The sequence below is a fragment of the Mucilaginibacter conchicola genome, assembly GCF_003432115.1.
GTDB classification, from domain to species: Bacteria; Bacteroidota; Bacteroidia; order Sphingobacteriales; family Sphingobacteriaceae; genus Mucilaginibacter; species Mucilaginibacter conchicola.
Genome location: NZ_QWDC01000002.1, coordinates 1,141,897 through 1,166,778 on the forward strand (window position 1 = coordinate 1,141,897; position 24,882 = coordinate 1,166,778).

Sequence of the window (24,882 nt, forward strand, 5' to 3'; positions counted from 1 at the left end):
GGTTATGGTATCTTAACAAATGAACATTTTAGAAACAGTTGGGTTTTACCATAAAAGATCGATCATGAATAAAAAAGTCTATACACGTTTCCTGATCATGCTTGCGCTGTCATTCATGATCATGTATGCCGTTATGTATCTTAATGTGTATGAGTGGGATCATATTTATCTTAACCTGACCAGATTTTACATGACCTCACTGATGATCTGCCCGATGGCAGTTCTAATGTTGATGATGATGCGCAATATGTATACCGATCGAAAGAAGAATTTTTTGATCATGGTATTCAGTATTGTCATTTTCGGCACTGCCTTATGGGGCGTAAGACTTCAAATCGCTGTGGGCGATATCCAGTGGATGAAGGGCATGATACCGCATCACTCTATAGCGGTCCTGACCAGTAAAAACGCCGAACTCAAAGACCCGGAGGTGCGCAAACTGGCGGATAGTATTGTTAAGGCACAGCAGGCAGAGATCATACAAATGAAGAAGATGATCGAAAGGCTTGAGCGATAGTTCAGAAAGAATTACTTCTGATAATGGTCTTCAATAGCCTGCCCAATAATATTGGCGGACTCTTGCGAGATATCACCGTTAACAATACTCCATGAATTATCACCATTATTTATAAGTGTGATCGTTCCGCTATCTGTCTCCACGGCAAATGTTTCGTCCTGGTGCGTCACTTTATATTGCTGATCGGAACCGCCAGGTATCGTAGCGGATACCATAAATTCAGAATGTATTCCCATGTTTATTTAACCCTTAAATATTAAAATTGTTCCACAAAAGGGTTGATCAGGTATTGGGTAAAAGATACCAAAGCAGCAACCCGCTGACCAGTACTATCGCAACGGTCAGCAAAAGCGATAAGGCGAACGAAGGAAAGTAGGTATTTCTAAGCAATTGTTTTTCAATACGTCGATACCTGAAATAACTTAACAAGGCCATCAGGGCACCGATAGCGACGAGTATGATCCCGATGGTCGCGGAAAAGCCCTTCCCTGGCAGAACGATCTTGTCAGTAATAACGAGGGATAATTGCTTGACGAACAAGCTGAATTTTACGACTACAAACCCAAAACCCATTAAAGCGATACTTGTCCTGATCCAGGCCAAAAAGGTGCGTTCATTGGCCAGATGATCACCGGGATTGATCTTTTCTTTGTTCGTGTTTGCGCTTGGTATTTCCATAAGATCTAAGCAATTGAAAAGCTGATTTGTTGGCAACCGGTCGAGATTGCCTGTTCAAACAAAATGCACTGCCGATCCTTAATTATTTAACACTCCAATCAAAATCGGTCAATTATGGATAAGGCGCAAAATAACGGAACGAACAATAACGGACGACGTGCTTTCCTGAAAGGGACAGTTCCCGTCATGGCAACCGCAATCATTCCGGGAATCGCTTCAGCGAGTAACGCAGATAAAGGATCTGAACCATCCTTCCCGGGCCTAATCATCAGGGAAAAGGAACCGGTCAATTTTGAATTCCCTTTTCCGATGCTTTCAGAAGCCATTACACCAAACAATCAGTTTTTTATACGCACTCATTTCCCAATCCCGAAGCTACAGGCGAAAGAGTGGAAAATGACGATCGGTGGGCATGTTAATAAAGAGATCACGCTCACCTATGATGAGTTACGTGCTTTGCCCGCAAAAAAAGTGATGGCGACATTGGAGTGCGCCGGAAATGGGCGCGCCAATTTGGCCCCAAAGGTAAAAGGCTTGTTGTGGGAACAGGGTGCCGTAGGGAATGCAGAATGGACAGGTGTGCCACTTGCTGTGTTACTTGAAAAGGCTGGGATAAAAGAGGGAGCAGTCGAGATCATCTTGGAAGGAGCAGATAAAGGTGAAGTTTCGGAAGAACCCAAGTCTCCCGGTGCTATCCACTTCGCCAGAAGTCTACCGCTTACTAAAGCGATGCAGGCGGAGGTGATCCTTGCCTATCAAATGAACGGAAAGGACCTTAGCCCTGAGCATGGGTACCCGGTAAGGGCGATCATCCCGGGCTGGTATGGTATGGCTTCAGTGAAATGGTTAACCAAGATATTAGCTGTAAATAAGCCGTTTGAAGGTTATTGGCAAACCCTGGAATATGCATATTGGAAACGCACTGATGAACAGCCGACACTGACCGCAGTTACCGAAGTACAGGTAAAAGCAGAGATCGCCAGACCAGCGCTAAGCGAAGTGATCCCTGCAGGTAAAATATACCGGGTGCATGGTGCGGCCTGGTGCGGCGAAAGCGAAATCGTAAAGGTAGAGCTTAGCTTCGATGAAGGTAAAACTTGGCAACCGGCAAAGTTATTAGGCAAGTCAGTTAGGTTTGCATGGCGGCTTTGGGAATACAACTGGGAGGTTCCGCTGGGACAACAGCGGCATAAGCTAATGTCGAGAGCAACCGATAGTAATGGAATTACACAGCCTATGCAGCATGATAAAGACCGAAGAACTTATATGGTAAACAAGATCGTAACGGTTGAAGTGGAAGCGCAATAGAATATTGCCAGGTAAATACCCAATGATCTTCTCTAAACATAAATAATTCCAATAAAAATTCCATTTATCTTATTCACCACAAACGCAAAGATAGCCCACCGCCGGGACAAAAAGTCAAGGCTATACAAGCGTGGCGCGGTTGTCCGCTTTCAGCGGTTGCGCCCCGGCCCTGACATTTTACCCGGCTAGCGCTTTTGGTTGCTTAAGTAATGAATAAAGAATGGTGAGTTCAATAGCATGGCCGCCAATCACACCAGCACTTAATGTCCCTATGTTTTAATCATGGTAACAATTGGCTACTATTTGCCGGTTTTTCTTATTTTTGTTAGTATCATTTGATATTGAATGCTATTGTCTTTGCTCAGAAAAAATTCGGGAGTACAGTAGTTGAAAATTGGTAAAATACTGAATAACAGCACATAAATGGACAGGGTTACGGAGCCGTCCATTCCGCAGAAAGGGTATCAAAACCCTCTANCAAAGCAATTTCAAGATTGCATAAAGCCTGTAAGTCATCAACTTACAGGCTTTTTTGTTTTCAAAAGGTCCGTTTTGTAAGAGTTTTGGAATTGTTTTAATTAGCCGACCTAAAAATCTTTTGATCACTTTAAATATCTTTCCAAATAACGGAAAAGCTTAGCTCTCACGGCCGGGGTGTCAAAAAAAGGCCCACCATGGGGCGCACCGGGCAAGAGTAGCAATTCATTTTTTACATGCGCTTCATTAAGCTTTGTGCTTAGTTCTACAGACTGACTATGATCCACCGCCTGGTCTTTATCGCCATGCACAATAAAAAATGGCGGGTCATTTTGGTCTATATAATTTACCGGGCTTGCTTCTTTAGCTTTTTGCGGCTGTTCGGCGGCTTTGGCACCAATGAGTAATTGAACACCGCTGTTCGGGTCGGTGGTTCCCGGCCCGGTAAGTGTTTCAAGATTGCTTATGCCGTAGTAATCAAAAACAAGTTTGATATTGCATTGCTGAATGTTCCCGTCTGCATAAAACCTGCCGACCTTATTATTATTGGATAGGCCCAGCAAAGCCGCAAGATGGCCGCCTGCAGAGAAACCTATCAAGGCTATTCTGTTAACGTCTAAATGGTATTTACTTGCATTCCCAGTGATATAAGTTAACACCTGGTTGCAGTCTTGTATCTGTGCCGGAAATTGATCAGTACTGCTGTACCGGTAATTTGCGGATACGATGGCGTATCCTTTTTCAATCATTTCACGGGCGGTGGTGCCCATATAGTCCATCGCACTGTATTTGTCGCCTTTTCGCCATCCGCCACCATGTAGCCAAACCACTACAGGATAAGAGCCTTTTTGGGTAGAAGGGATGTAAACATCTAACTGATGCCTAATTAAAGTATCGTTAGCATAAGATACATTCTGATAAAGAACAGTGCCTTTGGGCAGAAATTTTATAATAGGGTTTTCATTTTGTGCACCGGCACTTCTTGAAATGATCAGAAGAAAGAAAAACAGCACAATTTGAAGATTTTTCATAGGGCTTATATTGTCTCAAAAATAGCCGATTAAAGCGTATAATAAATTTGAAGTAGTTTTTATAAGGGGCAACCGGGTTAGTATACGCTAACAATAAGCTAATATTTAAACCGATATCGCCAAGCTAAGTAGTTATTTTAGACCATCGAAGTTATGCTTCAAAATGCCGACTTTGTTAGATGTTAATTTGTTTATTAACAATGATATATGGTTAAAAATCTTAAAATAATAGCCTTGCTTATCGTAGCCATCTTTTTTTTGGCGACGAGGGTTTCGTATGCCCAAAGCGGAGATCAGATATTGGACGGCATTGGCGAAACAGATATGGTTGCGCGTTACGTTCTTAATGGCGATGTAAAAGACTGGTCGCGGAATAACCTGCATGGTAAATTGTATGGCGACTGGAGTTTTGTGGGCGATAGCCGTTTCGGTAAAGTATTATCGCTATCCGGAGAAAATGCTTTTATAAACCTGCCCGGTGAGGTGCTTACCGGTTTGGAATCTATAAGCGTTACAGGTTGGATCTATTTACGTTCAACGCAGCCGGGCCAGCGTTTTTTTGATTTCGGGAAGAATGAAAAAAACCATTTCAGCGCCAGCCCTATAGGTGGCGTGCAGCAGCCGGGTTACCAGGCTATACTAACAAACAACGGTAGTAATTTGCCGGCTATAGCCCCGGCTATCGAACTGAACAAATGGGCGCATCTGGCCGTGGTGATAGATATTTCATCAAAAACAACATTCATTTATCTTAACGGGAAACAAGCTGGGCAGGCAACCGGGATCCCAAATGAGCTAACGCAGGTTTTTGGTAATAGGAATGATAAGAAAACACTGTATGTGGGGCGATCGTTAACGGCTACAGATCCGTATTTAAATGCGCTTTTGCATGATGTTCGCGTTTACCGTGTTCCGTTGTCTGGTAAGCAGGTTGCAACTATCTACGGCAATACTTTAAAAGGTAACAGTGATGTAAATGTGAACACCCAAGCTGCCGCAGAAGATGACCTTCAACATTTTGCGGCTACAAAGCCGCAGCTTTACAATGCTTATTTAGTCAGCGTTGCAGATACCACCGTATCTACAACAGTTGGCAATCTGCCACGCTTGCCCGGGTATTTGAACGGGGTATATAAAAACGGCATAAAAGGGCCAAAGGTGAGGGTACTATGGCCAAACCCAAATAACAATAATGAGGTTCTTAAGCCCGGCCAATATAAAATTACTGGCCGCGTTCCGGGTACGGTATTGCAACCGCAGGTTACCGTAACCGTAAACGAGGTGGCAAAAGCTTTGGCCCCAAAACCAACCCTGCAAGCCTTTAAGCTAAGTCAAGTGTCTTTAAATAATGATGTGGCCGGCAATCAAACCAAGTTTGAAGAAAACAGGGACAAGTTTATCACAACCCTTGCCAAAACAGATCCCAACTCGTTCCTGTATATGTTTAGGGAAACCTTTGGGCAAAAGCAACCGGCGGGCGCCAAACCTTTGGGTGTTTGGGATAGCCAGGATACCAAACTGCGCGGGCACGCCACCGGGCATTACCTTACGGCCATTGCGCAGGCTTATGCAAGTACGGGTTATAATAAGGTTTTACAGGCAAATTTTGCCCGCAAAATGGCATATATGGTGAATACCTTGTATTCGCTCTCCCAACTATCCGGCGTAGCCGTAAAGCCCGGCGGCCCGCATGTTGCTAACCCCGCGGATGTACCGGTGGGTAAAGGGAAAACTAAATATGACTCTGACTTGAGTACCGAGGGCCTGCGCACCGATTACTGGAATTGGGGAACGGGATATATTAGCGCCTATCCGCCTGATCAGTTTATTATGCTGGAGCATGGCGCCAAATATGGCGGGCAAAAAAATCAGATCTGGGCGCCGTATTATACCCTGCATAAAATTTTGGCCGGTTTGTTAGATGTCTACGCAGTAAGCAATAATAAAAAAGCTCTTGCCACAGCTACCCGCATGGGCGACTGGGTGCATGCCCGCCTGAGCAGGTTACCGCAAGATACCCTTATTAAGATGTGGAATACTTACATAGCAGGCGAATACGGCGGCATGAATGAGGTAATGGCGCGTTTGTACGAGTTAACTGGTAACAAAAGCTATCTCGAGACCGCGCAGCAGTTTGATAACATCAGGGTATTTTTTGGGGATAAGCAACACGACAGCGGTTTGGCGAAAAACGTAGATAATTTTAGAGGGTTGCATGCTAACCAGCACATTCCGCAGATCATAGGAAGTATTGAAACCTACCGGGCATCTAACAACCCCGATTACTACAAAATAGCCGACAATTTTTGGCACAAAGCTATTAGCGATTATATGTACAGTATTGGTGGTGTTGCAGGCGCACGCAACCCGGCTAATGCCGAGTGTTTTATTGGGCAGCCGGCAACTTTGTACCAAAATGGATTCTCGGCCGGGGGGCAAAACGAAACCTGTGCAACCTATAATATGCTGAAACTAACCAGCGATCTGTTTATGTACAACCAGCAAGGCCAACTGATGGATTATTACGAGCGGGCGCTATATAACCATATATTGGCTTCGGTAGATGAGGATAGCCCGGCAAATACTTATCATGTACCGCTTAGACCCGGCTCGGCAAAACAATTTAGTAACGGCGACATGACCGGCTTCACCTGCTGCAATGGCACAGGATTGGAAAGCAATACCAAGCTCCAAAACTCTATCTATTTTAAAAGTACGGATAACAAGGCCTTGTATGTTAACCTCTATATCCCCTCAACTTTGAGGTGGACGGAGCGCAATGTTGTAATAGAGCAAAACACCAATTTCCCGCATGAAGACTACACAAAGTTGACCATAAAAGGCAGCGGCAAGTTTGACGTATATGTGCGCGTACCGGGATGGGCCACCAAAGGTTTCTTTGTAAAGATAAACGGGCAAGCGCAGCAAGTTACGGCCACGCCCGGCACCTATTTAAAACTCAGCCGCACCTGGAAAAGCGGTGACGCGATTGATCTGAAAATGCCATTCACTTTCCACCTTGATCCCGTTATGGATCAGCAGAATATAGCCAGCCTGTTTTATGGGCCTATACTGTTAGCCGCCCAGGAAAATGAAGCGCGAAAAGACTGGCGCAAGGTAACGCTTGATGCACAAGATATCAGCAGTGCTATTAAAGGCGACCCAAAGCAACTCAACTTTACTATTGAAGGTGTGCCGTTTAAGCCATTCTATGATTCGTATGGCCGCTATTCGGTTTACCTGGATGTACTTTTAAAGTGATACGATAGCAGAGCGTTAATTAAGTGAAAGTGCAACTACAGAAATGGCGGGCAGTATTATTTCTACAGTATTGCCGGTCATTTTAAAATCTTTAAAGGTTATTGTTTTCACCTTATCGGGTGCATTAAACGTATTGCAATCACCGGTTTTGGCTGATGTTAGGATACGCCCGCTGATGTTTTTAAAGCTTTGCCCGTTTAGTCTTAACGTTACTTTCTGCTTTTTAGCCGGGTCAATATTGGTTAGAGTGATGTTTACTACCCCCGCGGTATTTTTTGATGCCGAGGCTGATACCGCCGGTAGTTTATCTTTCCCAAAACTGTATTCAGTATCACTCACCTGTGTAGGTACCAGCGTGGCATCCTGATGCACGTTGTACATTTCCATCACATAGTAAGTTGGCGTAAGTATCATTTTTTGTTGATTGGTCAATATAACCGCCTGCAGCACATTTATACATTGGGCAAGGTTAGCCATACGCACCCTGTCTGCATGGTTGTTAAAAATATTTAAAGTAGTGCCGGCTATCATGGCATCGCGCATGGTGTTTTGCTGGTAAAGGAAACCCGGATTGGTGCCTTGCTCTACGTCATACCATCCGCCCCACTCATCAACTACAAGGGCTATTTGTTTTTTAGGATCGTATTTATCCATTATGCGGCTATGTTTGGTCACCAACGAGTCCATCTGGAGCGAGCGCTGCATAGTGGTAAAATATTGTTCCTCGCTAAAGCCTGTTGCCGGGCCTTTATGGTTCCAATCAATAACAGCATAGTGATGAATGGCTACCCCTTCAATAAGGTGGTGTGGTATATTCTTCATCAGGGTTTCAGTCCAGTTGTAATCATCATCGCTGGCGCCCGATGCTACGCGGAACAGTTTGGTTTTGCCTTCTGAGCTCCCCATAAATGTGGCGTATTTGCGAAACTCGTTGGCATAGTACTCCGGTGTCATGTTGCCGCCACAGCCCCAGGCCTCGTTGCCTACGCCCCAAAACTTTACGCTCCAGGGCTCAGTGCGGCCATTGGCCTTACGCAGGTCAGACATGGGGTTTTTGTTATCAGAGCTGGTGTACTGTACCCAATCTGCCAATTCCTGTACTGTGCCGCTGCCAACGTTACCGGCTACATAGGGGTCGGCACCTAACAGCTCGCAAAGGTTTAAAAAATCATGGGTGCCAAAGCTATTGTCTTCTGCAACGTTACCCCACCATTTATTTACAATGGCCGGCCTTTTATCCTTCGGGCCGATGCCATCTTTCCAATGATAAGTATCGGCAAAGCAACCGCCGGGCCATCTTAACGATGGTATCTTCATTTTCTTAAGCGCTGCAACTACATCATTACGTACGCCATTGGTATTTGGTATTTTTGAAGTGTCACCTACGTAAAAGCCATCGTAAATACCCCGGCCCAAATGCTCAGCAAAATGGCTGTAAATATATTTACTGATCACCGGGTTGGGTGCCGCGCTCTTAAGCTCTACGTTGATGATGGTTTGCCCTTTAACAACCAAAGAGCATAAAAATGAGGCAATAAAAGCTTTAAAAAATAGTGACTTCATAAGATACTGTTGAGGTTGGCGGATTTAGTAACGGCTAAAAATAATTATTAAGCCATAAAGCAAATTACTATTAATTAACACATTATAGCAGGCATTTAACAAAGCGGCCCGCATCTTAGGATGCAGGCCGCTTTTATCGTTAGATAAGAAAGAATGTGTCTTATGATCTTAAAGCTTCTATCTCCTGCCTTGTTTTAGGCAGGTATTTACCTAATAACTGGCTGCCGTTATCAGTTATCAGGAAGTTATCCTCAATGCGGATCCCACCAAAATCGCGGTAGGTATTTAATACATCGTAGTTGATGAAGTCATTGTATTTTTTCTCGGCTTCCCAACGGTCTATCAGTTCGGGGATGATGTAGATGCCCGGCTCAACGGTAAGCACATAACCGGCCTCAAGCTCGCGGCCCAGCCTCAGGGATTTTAAGCCGAAAATTTCTGTCTCTTTCTTAAGCGTATCGGTATAGCCTACGTATTGCTCGCCAAGGTCTTCCATATCGTGGGTATCCATACCCAGCATGTGGCCCAAGCCACATTGGAAAAACATAGTGTGCGCACCGGCGGCAACGGCTTCTTCAGTATCGCCTTTCATTATGCCCACTGCTGTTAGGCCTTCCGCCAGTTTCTGGCAAGCCTGCAGGTGTATATCCTTATACCTCGTGCCTGGTTTTAATAAACTAATGGCATGATCCATTGAGTTTAGCACAACATCATAAAGTTCGCGCTGGCGGGTGTCAAATTGTTTACCTACCGGGAAGGTGCGGGTAAGGTCGCCGCCGTAGTGCATGGCATTTTCGGCACCGATATCGCTTAGTACCATATCGCCATCGGCCAAAATATTACCGTAATAGTGCGTATGCAGCGTTTGGCCATGTTTGGTGATGATGGCCGGGTAACCGAGCCTTGCATCGTTTGCTATGGCTACTTCATGAGCTTTGGCTACCAGTTCGTATTCGCGTATGCCCGGGCGCGCATATTTGATCACCGCCAATTCCATATCAATACTGATATTTACGGCTTTTTCTATCTCCGCAACCTCAAGTGCTGTTTTGATCACCCTTTGGCTAATAACGGCTTTGATCAAATCTACCGATACATGGTTTTTAAGGCCGGCAATATCGGTTTGTAACCAAGTCGCCAGCTTTACCTTATTTTCGGGGCGGTAAGGCGGTAAAAGATTAACGGCCCTGCCTGCAGAGAGCGCTTTGCCAATGTAATCAGCAATTTGCGGGTAGGCTTTGGTTTGAGATACGCCTGCCAATGCCGCCATTTCGGCTACTGATGGTAAGGTACCTGTCCAGATGATATCATCGATAGTAAGGTCGTTACCAAATATCACTTCCTCGCCGGTGTTGGTATCCATCACGGCTGCCAAACCCGCCACATCAAGCCCGAAATAATAAAGAAAACTGCTATCCTGCCTAAAAGGGAAGGTGTTGTCCTTGTAATTCATGCTGCTCTCATCGTTTCCCATTAAAACGATGATGCCTTTACCGCTCATTTTTTGTTTTAAAACGCTGCGGCGCTGCTCGTAAACCTGTTTATCAAAAAGCTGAAACTCCATAATCGTAAAATTAAGCATGCCGGTTATTTAGGTAACCGGCATGCAAATATTAGTCAAATTAACGGCTTATTTTTTCCATTCGCCGTCAAACAAGCGCCATATATTAGTTGGGTTGGCTTGCTGCAGGGCAACCGGCAACAAAGCATCAGGGCAATTTTGGAAGCAAACCGGGCGTACCCATCTTTTTGCAGCGTTTATACCAACAGCGGTAAAACGGCTATCGGTAGTGGCAGGGAAAGGGCCGCCATGCACCATGCTTGCACAAACTTCTACACCCGTAGGTACACCGTTAAATAATACCCTGCCGGCTAATAACGGCAGCATTTGCAGCAGGTTAGGGTGCGATGCAAGATCACTATCCGTACCCATTACGGTTGTGGTAAGCTGGCCCGATACCGTTTTTAAAACCTGCATCAGTTGCTGCTCGTCCTTGCATTTTACCAGCAGCGAGAATGGGCCGAAAACTTCTTCGCTCAGCAGGTGGTTCTGTAGAAATGTTTCGGCAGTTACGGTAGCAATAATGGGTTCGGCTTGTATATCTACACCTTTGGTGCTGGTACGGGCTACATCGGTAACACCGTCCTGGCTAAGCGCGGCGCTGCTCTTTTTCTGGTAAGCCTCATGGATACCCGCGTGCAGCATGTTGGCTGGTTTAACCTGCTCAATTTGCCCGCCAAGGTGTTTATAAAACTCATCTAAACCTTCGCCCTCAACAGCCAGCATAAGGCCGGGATTGGTACAAAACTGGCCCATACCTAAAGTGATAGAGCCTGCATATTGTGTAGCCAGTTCGGCGGCATTTTGCTTAAGCGTATCCGGTAAAAAGATGACCGGGTTTATGCTGCCCATCTCAGAAAATACCGGGATAGGATTTTTTCTTTCTGATGAATATTTCAACAGCGCCAAACCACCAACTGTTGAGCCGGTAAAGCCCACCGCAGCGGTTTCATCGGCCTGTACCAGGGCCTTGCCTGTTTCGAACGATGTACCGTGAACATGCTGGAATACATCCGTTGGCATGCCCGTGCGGGCTATCGCTTTTTTGATGGCCTGGTAAACCATTTCAGATGTCTCGGCATGGGCAGGGTGTGCTTTTACTACCACCGGGCAGCCTGCGCCCAGGGCGCTTGATGTATCGCCGCCTGCGGTTGAATAGGCAAACGGGAAATTACTGGCGCCAAACACCACCACCGGGCCAAGCGGAATAAGCATTTTACGCAAATCTGGGCGTGGCAGTGGTGTTCTGTATGGCAGAGCTGTATCTATACTTGCCTCAACCCAGCTACCCTCGCGCAGCATTTCGGCAAACATGCGTAGCTGGCCAGTGGTGCGCCCGCGCTCGCCGGTTAAACGCGGCAAAGGCAAATTGGTCTCTTCTGATGCTTTTTGCAATAAGCTATCTCCTAAGGCCTCAATCTCTTCGGCAATTGCATCTAAAAATGTGGCTTTTTGCCCGGCGCTAAAGGTTTGATATTCTAAAAACGCAGCATGCGAGCGCTGCATGATCAGTTTTATATCTTCTGTACTTACGTCTTTGAAGTTGTTATCCATGGTGTACGTATTTGTTAAAATGAGGCATAGCCCCAACAACAAAAGTATTAAGCTTTTGCCGGGTATCCCTAAAATTCCTAACCAATTGTAGCAGTATTTTAACTTGTTGGGTAAATATAGATCCTAACAAAAGTCAAAAAATGGTTGCCATAAGTGTTGCCGCCTACAGAGGCAGTTTACCTTTTATCGAAATGGTAGAACTTCCAACTCGTAGTAAAATCTTTTGACAGCGGCTGATTAGTCAACGTAGCTCTTAACATTTCTATAGGGATAAGGTTCTCTTTCATCGCAGCATCATGAAATTGTTTATAGGTCATTTTTCCGCTATCAACCAACTCTCTCTTCAACTCCAATAGCTGTAAACCACCAACCAAATAAGCTACCTGGTACAGCGGACTATAGCCACCTTCAAATGAGCGCCTTACTTCGCCCTCGGCGTTAGCCTTTTCGTGTCCAACGCGGTCGACCAAAAAATCAATACACTGCTGCGGCGACCAGTTGCCCAAATGGTAGTTAAGTGAGAAAATAATGCGTGCACAACGGTGCATGCGCCAGAACAACATCCCCACGCGTTCTTCGGGACTTTTGGCAAAGCCTTTATCATACAACAACAACTCCCAATACAATGCCCAGCCTTCTATAGAAAAAGGCGTTCCAAAATCCTGGCGATAAGCTTTGTAACGGCTGTTCATAAAATACTGTAAGTTATGACCGGGGATCAGCTCATGCTGCACCGTACCTCTTGAGAAATATGGGTTATTACCGCGCATGCTCATTAACCTGTCCTGGTATTGCATGGTATTGGTGGGGTAGGAAATGCTGATCTCTTTGCCACCCGTAAAAAATGGGTTAACCAATTGCCTTTGCGGCGACATCATTACCATGCCCCAGGTTTCTTCGGCAAGGGGCGGGATGGTGATCAGGTCGCGCTGCTTGATAAAATCAATGGCATCGTTATATAATTTAACGATCAGTTCCGGCTGATGGCCAACGGGCACGTAACTGTTCTTAACCTTCTCCAGCGCCTTTTTCCAGTCCTTGCCAAACCCCATTTCCTGTGATGCCTTCAGCATTTCCTTATCGCACCAGGCAAATTCCTGGTTGGCAAGTTTTATCAATTCTTCGGGAGTGTAGGGGATCAACTCGGCCTGTAGCTGGTTCATTAGTTCCTGCCTGCCAATCGGCACGCCTTTTATGCCGCTGTTATCGCTTTTTTGGGTGGTGTTCAGTTTCCCCTTGCTTAGGGCAAGCTTGCCATATTTATCAAGGGCCTCATCAAGTTGTTTATATGGCTGTGGTACCCACCAGGTAAAAGCCGGCTCAAAGTTGTTGTAGAAGCCGAAGAAACTTTTTAAACGGCCTTTTAATCCCTGCAAAGCGGCTTGGGTGGTTTTGGCCACAGTCATATCAACCGATGGCAGTTTGCTGTAATTTGTGCTATCGGCCTTCAATTTTTGTAGTGCATTATTAAGTTGGGCAGCCACTTTTTCGCCATCTAAAAACTGGCCCCGACGGCGCATTTTTTCCAGCGAGTAAATATCATCAGCAAATGAAATATACTTAGCTGCCTGGTTATAAAGCTCATCCTCTTTGCCCAAGTCTTTAAGATCGGCGTTGATGCGTTTTTTGAGCAGTATGTAGTCAACCTTGCCGTAAATGCTCATGGCGTTAAAATCGGCCGCATCCATTTGCTTCAGATAATCCCTGTCAATTTCTGTAAAGCGTTTACGTTGCTCTGGGTTGTTAAGCACATCCTGTCGCCATTGGTCTTCGCCGCTATCATTAATGTTGTATGGCGAATAAAAATCGCGGATAGCGTTCATGTCCTGCCCATATTTGATGATGGTGCCCGCCATTTCGCTGGTTTGCTCGTACAGGTTTGTATTTATCTGGGTTTGGGCTATTGCGCCAAATGAGCACAGCGCAAGTGCATAAAAGGGGGTACCTTTTATCAGGATTTTAATAGTTGCCAGCACAATTTTTTAATTAAGGTAAAGTATAGCGGGAATTAACTTGCAGCCCTGTTAAGGCTTACCACATTGTTGTTATATGCATCGAGATAAGCACGCGGCGATGTTCCGATAACGCACCTGAATACCCGGTTAAAGTTGGTGATGCTTTTAAAGCCGCATTTATAAGCAACGGTGTTGATACTTTCAAACCTGTGCGAGATAAGTTTTTTGCAGGCTTCGTTTATGCGCACCTCGTTAAGGAATGCGATAAAGGTGTGGCCGGTGTGTTTTTTAAAGTATCGGCAGAACGATTCGGGCGTCATGAAGGCTACTTTGGCAACATCTTCCAAGGTGATGGCATCGCTGTAGTGTTGCATAATGTAGTTGTAAATATTACCTATTCTGATGCCTTCATTATCGGTGATGCCTGGCAGGTTGCCATAAGTTGACAATGGCATTAACTTGGTTTTGATACCGGTAACCGCTTTAAGCAGGTGGAAAAACTGCACCAGCTGATCGGGGCCGGCAGCTTCTTCTAATGCGATCATGATCTTAGAGATCTTATCAACCATATCATGCGGAATTTTACCACCTTGCTGATGCTGTTGCATAAACATCAGGTAAGGTTTCATTTCCGGCAGATTGAACAATGGTGCCAACGCGCCCTGCGGATCAAAAAAGATTGTCAGGGCTTCTATTTGCTTATTGGCATTGGGCGCAAAGTATTCGGGATTGCTTTTAAATACGTGCGGCAGGTTAGCACCTATCAGGAAAATATCGCCGGGCGCATAATCATGCATGTTATTGCCGGCTATTAAAGTACCCTCGCCCTGTTGCACCCAGGTAAGCTGGATCTCTTTGTGGCGGTGCAGGTAAGGATAGTGATAGGGTAACACAACCTTTTCTGCTATAACGCTTTTATCATGTAGCACCGGGATGGTAAACTGTAATACTTTCATCTGCGCTTATTTACACCATTAATTTACCATTACTTACCTTAATTTTATAAAGAAACGATTAAATAGGATAAAATATGGTCAATAGTCGGTAATTTATGATGGCGATAGGCGTAACCATAAACCAGAAACGGCCCGCCTGATGGGCGAACCGCTTTTGATATTTTTATGGATGAGCTATTAAAATTACGACCTATCCGGCGCAAATGCTTTTATATCGATAGTTGTTGCTTTGCCTGATATGATCTCGCTGGTCAATAACCCGGTCGCAGCACCAAGGCTAAGCCCCATCATACCATGACCGGTTGCGATGGTTAAGTTTGAATAGTGTTTGCTTTTACCTATGTACGGCAAGCCATCGGCTGATGAAGGGCGGAACCCGAACCAGATGTCCTTTTGCTCCGGAACAGCAGGCTGCAGCTCAGGGAAATATTTTGGTACCGATTCAACAATGCCTTTTACCCTGTTCATGTTGATGCGGCTGTTGATGGCATCTAATTCCATAGTGCCGCCGTAGCGTAAGCCACCATTCATGGGGGTTATGGCAACCCTTGCTTCTGCCAGTAAGGCCGGGATCTGCATAGTATCGCTATCATCGGTCACGTTAAAGGAGTAACCTTTGCCCGGCATCAGCAATACGTTTATCTTCAACAGCTTTGCAATGGCGGGCGACCATGAGCCACCTGCAATGATGTATTCATCGGCAGTGAACTTTTGATTAGCGGCAATTACGCCGGTAACTTTTCCTTCCTTGCTTTCAATTTTGGTGACCTCGGTGTTGCTCAGCAATTTCACACCGGCGGTTTTCAGGTACTTAATTAAAGCAGCCATCAGTTTATTGGGCGACAGATGCGCATCGCAACGATAATGAACCGCACCCAATACATCAAGCGCCAGTTTTGGCTGTAGTTGCTTACATTCATCAGCACTTAGCACGGCCATATCCAGGCCAAGCTCCCTGCCTTTTTCGGCCAGGTGTGCTTCTTCTTCGGCAGCCTTTTCAGTTTTGTAGAACATGAGGATGCCTTTTTCAACCAGGTCGAAATCAAAACCGGGTTCGGCGCTCAGGTCTTCGTAAAGTTTTTTGCTAAGCAGCGAAAGTTCAGTTAACGGCACAGCAGAATGCTCTACATGATCTGCATTGGCCTTTTTCAAAAACTTGAGTCCCCATTTGATCAGATCAGGGTTAAGCGAAGGTTTAACATAAAACGGACTTTTACTGTTAAACATCCATTTAATACCCTGCGATACCATGCCCGGTGTTGCCAGGGGGATAAAGTGACTGGGCACTATCATACCTGCGTTGCCGTATGAGCAGCTATCCAGCATATCGCCCTTATCCAGAACAGTAACTTGATGCCCGGCCTTTTGTAAATAATAAGCCGAGCTAAGCCCTATAATACCACCACCAATAATGAGCACATTTGCCATTTATATTGAGCCTTAGATCCCCCGTGCATTGCCGGCGGATGTTTGATTTTAATTAATTTATAAGGAGAATTTTATCAGATCACCTGGAAGCCATGGGCATAAGGGTCGTCATCATCTATCTTGATGGTATTGTAGCCATAAACTTTTGCCCAGCCTTCAACACTTGGTATAATGCCGTCTATGCCGTTTATCTTCACCACATCCTCAACCTTACCAATAAACTTGCTGCCTATGATGCTTTCGTGTATAAAAAGTTCGCCTACTTTAAGCTTGCCTTTGGCATACCACTGTGCCATCCGCGCAGAAGTACCCGTACCACACGGCGAGCGGTCAATTGCCTTATCTCCATAAAATACAGCGTTGCGTGCAGTAGCATCATCAGATAAGGTTGCACCTGCCCAAAGGATGTGCGAACAGCCATTAATGGTAGGATCCTGCGGGTGCACAAACTGGTATTTTTCGTTGATGCGTTTGCGTAACTCCTGGCTCCAGGCTATTAGCTGGCCCGCAGTATAATGCTCAATGCCTTTAAAGTTTGGCTGGGGATCAACAATAGCATAATAATTACCACCATAACTTACATCAACCTTGATAGTGCCAAGGTCAGGACATTCTACTTCCAGGTCTGTTGCGGCCAAATACGATGCAACGTTCCTCAGCTTAACCGATGTTACTTTTTTACCTTCCTGTTTGTACTCTATCAATACCAAACCGGCCGGCGCTTCCATGCGGACTACGCCGGGTACTTTTGGCTGTATCAAACCTTCCTCAATGGCTATGGTGATGGTGCCGATAGTGCCGTGGCCACACATGGGCAGGCAACCGCTGGTTTCAATAAACAGTACAGCAACATCATTTTGAGGGTCATGAGGTGGGTATAAGATACTGCCCGACATCATATCATGCCCGCGCGGTTCAAACATCAGCCCGGTGCGGATCCAGTCGTATTCTTTCAAAAAATGCTGGCGTTTCTGGCTCATATTGTCGCCCTGTAAAGTAGGGCCACCGCCTGCAACCAACCTTACCGGGTTGCCGCAGGTATGGGCATCAACGCAAAAAAAAGTTTTACTTGCCATAGCTATTTATACTGCCAGCTCGCTTACAGCCCCCCAGCTACCTACAGGCAGTTGCGGCCTTTTAGCCAGTGCATCGTTAATTACTTTCAGAACTTTCTCGCGTTCGGCACCTATTAATGGTAAACGTGGTGCGCGTACGTTCTCGGTACCAATACCGGTTGCAACTTCGGCAAGTTTAATATACTGTACCAATTTAGCATGTATATCAAGCTCCAATACCGGTAAAAACCAACGGTAAATTGTTAAAGCCTCAGCAATCCGGTTAGCTTTTACCAGGCGATAGATAGCAACAGTTTCTTTAGGAAAGGCATCAACCAGGCCGGCTACCCAACCATCGGCACCCATTACAAGGCTTTCCATAGCTAATGGATCTACACCTGTAAATATTTTAAACCTGTCGCCAAAGCGGTTGATCATGCGGGTAACGTTAGATACATCACGGGTTGATTCTTTAACCGCCTGGATGTTGCTGTAAGCAGCAAGTTCCTCAAACATATCAAGTGTAACTTCAACCTTGTAATCAACAGGGTTATTGTAGATCATGATAGGTAGTTGGGTGCTTTTGGCAATAGCGCTAAGGTAAGCAACGGTTTCGCGGGCATCACTGTTGTAACGCATCGGCGGTAAAACCATCAGGCCATCAGCCCCGCTATCATAAGCTCTTTGCGCGTATGCTACCGCAGCTTTGGTGGTAGCCTCGGCAATGTTTAACAGAACAGGCACCTTACCTTGTACATAATTTACCGTGTGGGTAAGTAACGTGAACTTTTCATCGTCAGTTAAAACGCTGGCCTCGCCTAATGAGCCGCCTAAGATAAAGCCATCAACACCGGCTTCAAGCTGGGCGTTAAGGTTTACATCAAAAGCATCAAGATCAAGTTCGTCGTTATCTGTGAATTTGGTAGTTACCGCAGGGAACACCCCTTTCCAATCAAAATTTATCATCGTTAGTATTTTTAACAAATTTAGCCCGCAATGGAATAGCTTGAAGTTAACAATTTAGCAGACACTTACCATATTTTAACCAGTAGCCAAAAATATGGCGCTGCACGGGTTAAAAAACGTGTAATAATACCTGTTGGGTTAAAATATTGCTACTAAAAGCAAAATTCGTTTAAAAACTATCTCTGCTGTCATGCTAACTTAGTTGAAGTTTAATTGAGGCGATCTTAACTACTGCTGAGGTTCCCCCTGATAATATATATGCATGCGTTTTGCGCAGCAATCAATAATTTACAATGATCATTAACCGTAAATATAAGTTCGCGTGTCTTTTAGTATTACTGGCGGCGTATGTGGGCAACGTATCCGCGCAGCAAAAAGATTATCCTATACAGCCGGTTGCCTTTACCAGTGTACATGTGAACGATAACTTCTGGCAGCCAAAAATGGAAGTAAACGCTACTGTTACTATCCCTTATGTACTTGCCCAATGTAAGGCAAACGGGCGCATGGATAATTTTTTGCGTGCTGCCAAAAAGTTAGACGGAGATAAGTTAAGCGAATTTCCGTTTGATGATACCGATGTTTATAAGGCTATTGAGGGTGCATCGTATTCCATGCAGAACAAGAAGAACCCCAAGCTTGATATGTACCTGGATACTTTGATCAGTATAATTGGTGCCGCACAAGAGCCGGATGGGTACCTGTACACCTTCAGAACCGTAAACGCTAAAAAACCGCACGAGTGGATAGGTGCTAAGCGCTGGGAAAAGGAAGAAGACCTGAGCCACGAGTTATACAATGCCGGCCATCTTTACGAAGCCGCCGTGGCCCATTACCAGGCTACCGGAAAACGAACGTTGCTCAACATTGCTATTAAGAATGCCGACCTTTTGACCAAAACCTTCGGGCCGGGCAAAATTGAAGAGTACCCGGGGCACCAGATAGTGGAAATAGGTTTATCAAAAATGTACCGCATAACCGGGAAGAGGCAATACCTCGATCTGGCTAAGTTTTTCTTAGATGTGAGAGGGCCTAAAGGCGATGCCTATAACCAGGCTGATAAAAAAGTTGTAGACCAGCACGAAGCAGAAGGCCACGCCGTTAGGGCGGCCTACATGTACACCGGTATGGCCGATATTGCCGCCTTAACCGGTAATACAACCTACCTGGCTGCCATTGATGATATATGGGGTGATGTGGTAAATAAAAAGCTTTACATAACCGGCGGGATAGGCGCTACCGGTAACGGCGAAGCTTTTGGGGAAGCGTATGATCTGCCGAACATGTCGGCCTATGCGGAGACCTGTGCTGCCATTGGCAACGTGTATTGGAACAACAGAATGTTTTTGCTGCACGGCGATTCAAAATATATTGATGTGTTGGAACGCACGCTTTATAACGGGCTGCTTTCGGGAGTATCGCTTAGCGGCAACAGGTTCTTTTATCCTAACCCGCTGGCATCAATGTTTCAGCACCAACGCAGTGCCTGGATAAGCTGCGCATGCTGCATAAGCAACATGACGCGCTTTTTACCATCGTTGCCCGGCTACGTGTACGCAAAAAACAATAATGACCTGTACGTTAACCTGTTCATGAGCAACAGCAGTAGCATTAAACTTACCGAGGGCAATGTTAACATCATCCAGAAAACAGATTACCCGTGGAAAGGCAAAGTGGATATCACGGTTAACCCTGATAAAGCGGGTGTGTTTACGCTGAGGGTACGCATACCGGGATGGGCAAAACAACAACCCGTTCCCGGCGATCTGTATAGCTTTGTTGGTAGCAAGCCTACACCGCTTACCGTGGTAATAAACGGACAAGCAAAATCATTCAACATAGAAAAAGGATACGCTGTATTTACCCGCAAGTGGAAAAAAGGGGATGTGGTTTCGATAACGCTGCCTATGGAGATAGAGAAAGTTATCGCCAACGCTAAAGTTAAAGCTGATAGGGGCAGGTTTGCGTTTGAACGCGGCCCTATCATCTATTGCCTTGAGGGGCCTGATAATAAAGACAGCCTGGTGCAAAACCTGTTGGTAGATAAAAATGCCGTGGCTACATCTACTTATCAGGACAATTTGCTGAATGGTGTAGAGGTAATTAATACCGAAGGGAAAAGCGCCGTACGCCAATTGAAAACCGACAGCATTTTACAAACCGAGCAATCTGTTAGGGCCATACCTTATTATGCCTGGGCCAACCGCGGCTCCAGCGAAATGACGGTTTGGATCCCGTACGAAACATCGGCCGTGAGGCCAAAACCGGCACCAACCATTGCAAGCACAAGCAAAGTAACTGCCTCATTGAAAAATACAAGAATGTTTGCCGCCATAAAAGACCAGTACGAGCCGGCAGATTCTAAAGACACCAATTACCCGTATCTACACTGGTGGCCTGCCAAAAACACCACCGAGTTTGTGGAATATAATTTTGATACGGCACATACCATAAGCCAATCGCTGGTGTATTGGTATGATGACGGGCCTTGGGGCGGTTGCCGCATCCCGGCTACTTACAAGCTATTGTACAAAAAAGACGGGCAATGGGTACCGGTGAAAAATAAAGACGACTACACTACCAGCAAGGATAAATTTAACATCATCAACTTTGATGCGGTTACCACCACAGCTTTGCGGATGGAAGTGCAGTTACCTGCAGATAACTCCAGCGGCATACACGAGTGGGTGGTTAAGTGAGAGCTAATGGTTCACAAAATAAAAAGGAGCACCCTTGCGGCGCTCCTTTTCAATTAAATCAAGTTGGTTATTCACTAAACGGTGCCAACACGCGAGGCTATCAGCTGTTCGCATAAGCCAAAAGAAAGTGTCATGCCGTTACCGCCAAGGCCGTTAATGATGGTTACACCCGGTTCGGCTTCAAGTATCAGTTCGGTTTGGCCGTTGGTAAGTTTGGCGTAAATGCCGTTCCAGGTTTGTATTACCCGTGTATCTTTCAGGTTGGTGAAAGTGTGCAGGTAATCTACTATCATCTTATTAATAAATTCTTTGTCGAAAGGATCATGCACCAGGCCGTACTCGTGCGAATCGCCCACGGTAAGTTCACCGTACTGGTTTTGTGATACCATTACGTGGATGCCCCATTTCAGGTATTCGGCATACTGCTCTTCGTACCTTGCACGCAATGCAGGCAGTGATGCCGCCGCCTGGAAGCCCGGGTAATGCACCATTGATAAGCTACCACAAAGTGATGGGCCAATGCGCCAGTTATTAGGCTGTGCAGCCATGCGCATCATTTGTAATTTACATTTGGTAAGCGGTGCTGCGGCAAATAGCTCGGGGTAAAGGGTTTCAAACTCGGTGCCGCTGCAGATAAAGATCTCGTCGGCGCTGTAGGTTTGGTTGCCGGTGCGCACGCTGTTTGTTTTAACTTCGCTTATAGCGGTGTTCCAGTGAAATTTAACATCATATTTTTCGGCCAGGTAAGCAGCTACATTTCCGATTGCCTCGCGCGATTCGATGATCATCTCCGTGCCACTCCACAATGCACCCTTAAGCCCGTTGGTGTTTACGGCTTCAGATTTTTGCAAAGCCTGCTCTGGCGATAATAAAGCACAATCGCGCGCTGATGCATTTACATCAACGTATTGCTGCATTACCTGCAGTTCGTCATCGTTGTAAGCCAGGTGCAGTGAGCCTACTTCATCATGCCATATATTGGCTTCGGTACAAACCTGTTTCCAGATGCTGCGCGATAGCATGGCGCGCTCAAACAGCGGCCCCGTTGGTTGCCCTATTGGCCACACCATCCCAAAGTTGCGGATAGATGCACCTACGGCACGCTCGTTACGTTCAAAAACGGTAACCTGGTAACCTCTTATGGCTAATGCACGCGTGGTAGCAAGGCCTACAATACCGGCACCTATTACAATGGCTGTTTTGTTGCTCATACTGTGAAAAATGTTAAGTTCTTTTTCTCGTTAGTGCTTTTACGCGCACTCTGCATAAAATATATCAGGGACAGGATGCCGCTTAAGGTGCCTATTACTGAAAGGATAATTAGTCCGTTTTTGAAGAATAAGTCCCAGCTGATGTGTGGATTGCCCAACTCTTTCAACAACAAAACACTAATACTGCCCAGGTAACCGATAGCGTCGGCTACGTACATTATAAAACCTACGTTGCTTTTATAATGGAATGATGCGATCATCCGCTCAAAAAAGATAGCATTGTAAGGTACATAACCCGCGTACAGGCCTAAGCCGGCCATGGTCATCCACCAAATGGGGCTGATAGCACCGGCATTGAAGAACAGCGTTGCAACGCCCGCTAAAAGGCATCCGCAGATAATGAAGATATGGATAACTGCGAATGCTTTAAGGTTGTTTTTGATGAGGATGAGTAAACTGATGCCCACCAATACGGCAACAGATATCACCGAATCTATACTGGCGAAAATGTTATTGTTTTTAACCCCGAGGCCATGCCATATCTCCACCTCAAAATTATCGCGGATATCGCGCATAACGGTAAGCAAAAGATAAACGATAATGGTTAGGATGATACCCGGAAGGAAACGGGTAAGAAAAGCCCTGCGCTCGGTTGCATTCATGCTCGATCGCTCGGTACGTAGCTGCCTGTCCTGCTCGGTTGGGGGCGGCATCACTTCCAGGAATAACACGAAGAGCAGAAGCGGGACCACAAAAATTGCCCCGGTTACAAAAGGCATTACATACTCGCTGATGTGCATGCTGCCCATTACATTACGCGCCACGGTTTTTACAAAGCCCGAAGCGAATATTAAGCTGATAGAAAGTACCGCCGCCATAAACTCGGTAGCCTTGCGACCCTCCAGGTAGCCAAAAACCAGCCCCCATATCATCCCCAGCGGGAAACCGTTTATAAAAAGGCAAATGATGTTGTAAGGAGCAGGAATAACGGCAAATAGCAGCAAGGCCAGCCATGATATGCCAACCAATACTAAAATACTTTTGCCCCGGCTTTTTGATTTTACTTCGGCAATAAAGCGGATGCCATAGAATTTACTAAGCATATAACCCAGCACCTGCGCTATTACCAGCCATGCTTTATAATCAACATGCAGGTACTGGTGCCCGGTAAAAGTGCCGGCTGCAAACGCCTTGCGGAAAGCATACATAGATGTGTATGCCCCAAATGCCGATAGCCCGGCCATAACAGAGATGAGGCTGTAAGGCCACCTTGCTACTTGCTTTTTTATGTTGTTAAGCAGTTGCATTGCTTGTTTCGGTAACAATTGCTACAACATCGGCCACATCATCAATAATGTGGGTAGGGCTGTAGGGCTCTAACTGCTGGCGGGTGAAGGCGCCGGTGGTAACCGCTATAATATATTTACAGCCTACGTTTTTACCTTCGTTAATATCTACTTCGGTATCGCCTACTTTGGCAACTTCGGCAGGGTTGGTTATGCCTGCTTCGGCCATAATATGGTGGATCATTGCCGGGTCAGGGCGACCGGCAGCAACCTCGTCAGAACAGATCATGTAATCGAACAAGCCACGCTCGCGCCACTGCAGGTTGTTGATGATGCTATCAGCAATAATGCGCGAGAAACCAGTGTTTAAGCCAACTTTAATGCCCTGGCCACGAAGCGCCAGAAGTGTTTCTTCGGCATGAGGCAATGCTTCCAGGTCTGTTGCGTTACGGTAATGGTTTACCAGGGTATCAACAAAATGCTGGTGAATGTTATCTATCAGTTCATCAGTAAGTTTGGCGACATCTGGTTCATGCTTATCCAGCATAGTTTTAATGGCCAGCCTTTTTTCGTAACCCATTAAAGGGCCAATTTCTGTTAGAGGTACATCATAGCCATACTTTGCAAGCGATGCTTTAAAAGTATCCATTACGCCACTTTCGTCGGCAACGGTAGTGCCGGCCATATCAAAAACAACAAGTTTAATAGACATGCTAAATGAGAATTATTGTTTAGCAATATTAAACAATGTTTATTAAATATAAACTAAGCTATTGTTAAGAATACTTTAACCAACATTCTTCTCTTCAAAGAAATAGATCACCAGCATGCTTGCAATGCCTTTGCCAATATTGCGCGGTGTGTGCGACATGCGGCCATCAAAAAGCATGCTATCGCCTTTGCTTAAACGGTGTGTGGTATCATCACCAAAAATATATTCTATCTCGCCATCAATAATATACTTGTACTCGTAAGCCTCGGTTTCCACCAGCGGGCGGTGGGCATCGGGTTCAAGTTCAAGTATCACAATATCAACCGTTGAGTTTTTAATGAGCTGTGTAAAAATGCGCTGGTAGTGGAACCCCTCGGCATGTTCTTTCTCAAAATGTTCGTACTCGCTTTTGCGCTTAATAATAAGCGGAAAGTTCTCGTTGCGGTGGCGGATATCTTTAAAGAAAACATTAAGGTCAATATCCAGGGCCTTTACTATATCTATTAATACTATTAAAGAAGGTATAGTACGGCTGTTCTCTATCTGCGATATAAGCCCTTTGCTTACATTGGCTTTGGTTGCCAGTTCTTGTACTGTGATATTTTTTTCGCGGCGTTTCTCTTTTATACGGTTACTTATCTGTATCAGTATATCATCTTCCATT

19 protein-coding genes are annotated in these 24,882 nt (G+C 45.6%); 4 read left to right on the forward strand and 15 right to left on the reverse strand.

Translation table 11 applies throughout. The annotated features are described in order from the left end of the window. Positions 1 to 64 precede the first annotated feature (64 nt). A complete protein-coding gene (locus tag D0C36_RS14930) occupies positions 65 to 517 on the forward strand; it encodes a DUF305 domain-containing protein (protein WP_117392772.1) in 453 nt (150 codons plus the stop codon). Positions 518 to 528: 11 nt separating this feature from the next. Here the strand turns inward: D0C36_RS14930 and D0C36_RS14935 are convergent, their stop codons facing one another. Further along, positions 529 to 753, reverse strand: coding sequence for a hypothetical protein (locus D0C36_RS14935; RefSeq protein ID WP_117392408.1), 225 nt, complete (start codon positions 751 to 753; stop codon positions 529 to 531). 46 nt (positions 754 to 799) lie between these two features. Continuing rightward, positions 800 to 1,195: a YidH family protein gene (locus tag D0C36_RS14940; RefSeq protein ID WP_117392409.1), complete on the reverse strand. Its 396-nt coding sequence runs from the start codon at positions 1,193 to 1,195 to the stop codon at positions 800 to 802. 114 nt (positions 1,196 to 1,309) lie between these two features. Here D0C36_RS14940 and D0C36_RS14945 point away from each other — a divergent pair, with 114 nt between their 5' ends. Next, the gene (locus D0C36_RS14945) at positions 1,310 to 2,503 is read left to right on the forward strand and encodes a sulfite oxidase (RefSeq protein ID WP_199502030.1); all 1,194 of its coding nucleotides are present in this window, start codon (positions 1,310 to 1,312) and stop codon (positions 2,501 to 2,503) included. 602 nt (positions 2,504 to 3,105) lie between these two features. Here the strand turns inward: D0C36_RS14945 and D0C36_RS14950 are convergent. After that, the gene (locus D0C36_RS14950; protein ID WP_117392410.1) at positions 3,106 to 4,011 is read right to left on the reverse strand and encodes an alpha/beta hydrolase; all 906 of its coding nucleotides are present in this window, start codon (positions 4,009 to 4,011) and stop codon (positions 3,106 to 3,108) included. Positions 4,012 to 4,218: 207 nt separating this feature from the next. Here D0C36_RS14950 and D0C36_RS14955 point away from each other — a divergent pair, with 207 nt between their 5' ends. Then, on the forward strand, positions 4,219 to 7,272 hold the full coding sequence (locus D0C36_RS14955; RefSeq protein ID WP_117392411.1) for a beta-L-arabinofuranosidase domain-containing protein: 3,054 nt from the start codon (positions 4,219 to 4,221) through the stop codon (positions 7,270 to 7,272). Positions 7,273 to 7,287: 15 nt separating this feature from the next. On the opposite strand, the gene D0C36_RS14960 is transcribed toward D0C36_RS14955, so the two are convergent. The 8 genes from D0C36_RS14960 to D0C36_RS14995 form a co-directional block, all read right to left on the reverse strand. Beyond that, entirely contained in the window at positions 7,288 to 8,835 is a 1,548-nt protein-coding gene (locus D0C36_RS14960) for an alpha-N-arabinofuranosidase (RefSeq protein ID WP_117392412.1), read from the reverse strand. Between the two features lie 160 nt (positions 8,836 to 8,995). Beyond that, the gene (locus D0C36_RS14965) at positions 8,996 to 10,417 is read right to left on the reverse strand and encodes an aminopeptidase P family protein (RefSeq protein WP_233524491.1); all 1,422 of its coding nucleotides are present in this window, start codon (positions 10,415 to 10,417) and stop codon (positions 8,996 to 8,998) included. 48 nt (positions 10,418 to 10,465) lie between these two features. Next, a complete protein-coding gene (locus D0C36_RS14970; protein WP_117392413.1) occupies positions 10,466 to 11,950 on the reverse strand; it encodes an aldehyde dehydrogenase (NADP(+)) in 1,485 nt (494 codons plus the stop codon). 176 nt (positions 11,951 to 12,126) lie between these two features. After that, positions 12,127 to 13,926 (reverse strand): DUF885 family protein, encoded by a 1,800-nt coding sequence (locus D0C36_RS14975; protein ID WP_233524492.1) that lies wholly within the window; start codon positions 13,924 to 13,926, stop codon positions 12,127 to 12,129. A 32-nt stretch (positions 13,927 to 13,958) separates the two neighbouring features. Next, positions 13,959 to 14,861 (reverse strand): AraC family transcriptional regulator, encoded by a 903-nt coding sequence (locus D0C36_RS14980; protein WP_117392414.1) that lies wholly within the window; start codon positions 14,859 to 14,861, stop codon positions 13,959 to 13,961. A 183-nt stretch (positions 14,862 to 15,044) separates the two neighbouring features. Beyond that, a complete protein-coding gene (locus D0C36_RS14985) occupies positions 15,045 to 16,289 on the reverse strand; it encodes an NAD(P)/FAD-dependent oxidoreductase (protein ID WP_117392415.1) in 1,245 nt (414 codons plus the stop codon). A 74-nt stretch (positions 16,290 to 16,363) separates the two neighbouring features. Continuing rightward, positions 16,364 to 17,365 carry a 4-hydroxyproline epimerase gene (locus D0C36_RS14990; RefSeq protein WP_117392416.1) on the reverse strand — a complete coding sequence of 334 codons (1,002 nt, stop codon included), beginning with the start codon at positions 17,363 to 17,365 and terminating at the stop codon, positions 16,364 to 16,366. A 6-nt stretch (positions 17,366 to 17,371) separates the two neighbouring features. Then, complete coding sequence (locus D0C36_RS14995) at positions 17,372 to 18,310, reverse strand: dihydrodipicolinate synthase family protein (protein ID WP_117392417.1); 939 nt, start codon at positions 18,308 to 18,310, stop codon at positions 17,372 to 17,374. A 293-nt stretch (positions 18,311 to 18,603) separates the two neighbouring features. On the opposite strand from D0C36_RS14995, the gene D0C36_RS15000 reads away from it, so the two are divergent. After that, on the forward strand, positions 18,604 to 21,009 hold the full coding sequence (locus D0C36_RS15000) for a glycoside hydrolase family 127 protein (RefSeq protein ID WP_117392418.1): 2,406 nt from the start codon (positions 18,604 to 18,606) through the stop codon (positions 21,007 to 21,009). A gap of 74 nt (positions 21,010 to 21,083) precedes the next feature. Here the strand turns inward: D0C36_RS15000 and D0C36_RS15005 are convergent, their stop codons facing one another. From D0C36_RS15005 to D0C36_RS15020, 4 genes are all read right to left on the reverse strand, one after another. Continuing rightward, on the reverse strand, positions 21,084 to 22,220 hold the full coding sequence (locus tag D0C36_RS15005; protein WP_117392419.1) for a TIGR03364 family FAD-dependent oxidoreductase: 1,137 nt from the start codon (positions 22,218 to 22,220) through the stop codon (positions 21,084 to 21,086). Beyond that, positions 22,217 to 23,527 (reverse strand): DUF5690 family protein, encoded by a 1,311-nt coding sequence (locus tag D0C36_RS15010; protein WP_117392420.1) that lies wholly within the window; start codon positions 23,525 to 23,527, stop codon positions 22,217 to 22,219. Before D0C36_RS15010 ends, D0C36_RS15005 begins: the two co-directional genes overlap by 4 nt. Then, positions 23,514 to 24,218 carry an HAD-IA family hydrolase gene (locus D0C36_RS15015; protein WP_117392421.1) on the reverse strand — a complete coding sequence of 235 codons (705 nt, stop codon included), beginning with the start codon at positions 24,216 to 24,218 and terminating at the stop codon, positions 23,514 to 23,516. Before D0C36_RS15015 ends, D0C36_RS15010 begins: the two co-directional genes overlap by 14 nt. A 75-nt stretch (positions 24,219 to 24,293) precedes the next feature. After that, a complete protein-coding gene (locus D0C36_RS15020; protein WP_117392422.1) occupies positions 24,294 to 24,881 on the reverse strand; it encodes a helix-turn-helix domain-containing protein in 588 nt (195 codons plus the stop codon). Position 24,882 lies beyond the last annotated feature (1 nt).

Bases quoted from the DNA above. Each gene is read 5' to 3' on its own strand.
- D0C36_RS14945 (WP_199502030.1), top strand. From the start codon at position 1,310: ATGGATAAGGCGCAAAATAACGGAACGAACAATAACGGACGACGTGCT.
- D0C36_RS14930 (WP_117392772.1), top strand. From the start codon at position 65: ATGAATAAAAAAGTCTATACACGTTTCCTGATCATGCTTGCGCTGTCA.
- D0C36_RS14960 (WP_117392412.1), bottom strand. From the start codon at position 8,835: ATGAAGTCACTATTTTTTAAAGCTTTTATTGCCTCATTTTTATGCTCT.
- D0C36_RS14935 (WP_117392408.1), bottom strand. From the start codon at position 753: ATGGGAATACATTCTGAATTTATGGTATCCGCTACGATACCTGGCGGT.
- D0C36_RS15000 (WP_117392418.1), top strand. From the start codon at position 18,604: ATGATCATTAACCGTAAATATAAGTTCGCGTGTCTTTTAGTATTACTG.
- D0C36_RS15020 (WP_117392422.1), bottom strand. From the start codon at position 24,881: ATGGAAGATGATATACTGATACAGATAAGTAACCGTATAAAAGAGAAA.
- D0C36_RS14955 (WP_117392411.1), top strand. From the start codon at position 4,219: ATGGTTAAAAATCTTAAAATAATAGCCTTGCTTATCGTAGCCATCTTT.
- D0C36_RS14950 (WP_117392410.1), bottom strand. From the start codon at position 4,011: ATGAAAAATCTTCAAATTGTGCTGTTTTTCTTTCTTCTGATCATTTCA.
- D0C36_RS14980 (WP_117392414.1), bottom strand. From the start codon at position 14,861: ATGAAAGTATTACAGTTTACCATCCCGGTGCTACATGATAAAAGCGTT.
- D0C36_RS15015 (WP_117392421.1), bottom strand. From the start codon at position 24,218: ATGTCTATTAAACTTGTTGTTTTTGATATGGCCGGCACTACCGTTGCC.
- D0C36_RS14990 (WP_117392416.1), bottom strand. From the start codon at position 17,365: ATGGCAAGTAAAACTTTTTTTTGCGTTGATGCCCATACCTGCGGCAAC.
- D0C36_RS14985 (WP_117392415.1), bottom strand. From the start codon at position 16,289: ATGGCAAATGTGCTCATTATTGGTGGTGGTATTATAGGGCTTAGCTCG.
- D0C36_RS14995 (WP_117392417.1), bottom strand. From the start codon at position 18,310: ATGATAAATTTTGATTGGAAAGGGGTGTTCCCTGCGGTAACTACCAAA.
- D0C36_RS14965 (WP_233524491.1), bottom strand. From the start codon at position 10,417: ATGCTTAATTTTACGATTATGGAGTTTCAGCTTTTTGATAAACAGGTT.
- D0C36_RS14970 (WP_117392413.1), bottom strand. From the start codon at position 11,950: ATGGATAACAACTTCAAAGACGTAAGTACAGAAGATATAAAACTGATC.
- D0C36_RS15010 (WP_117392420.1), bottom strand. From the start codon at position 23,527: ATGCAACTGCTTAACAACATAAAAAAGCAAGTAGCAAGGTGGCCTTAC.
- D0C36_RS14940 (WP_117392409.1), bottom strand. From the start codon at position 1,195: ATGGAAATACCAAGCGCAAACACGAACAAAGAAAAGATCAATCCCGGT.
- D0C36_RS15005 (WP_117392419.1), bottom strand. From the start codon at position 22,220: ATGAGCAACAAAACAGCCATTGTAATAGGTGCCGGTATTGTAGGCCTT.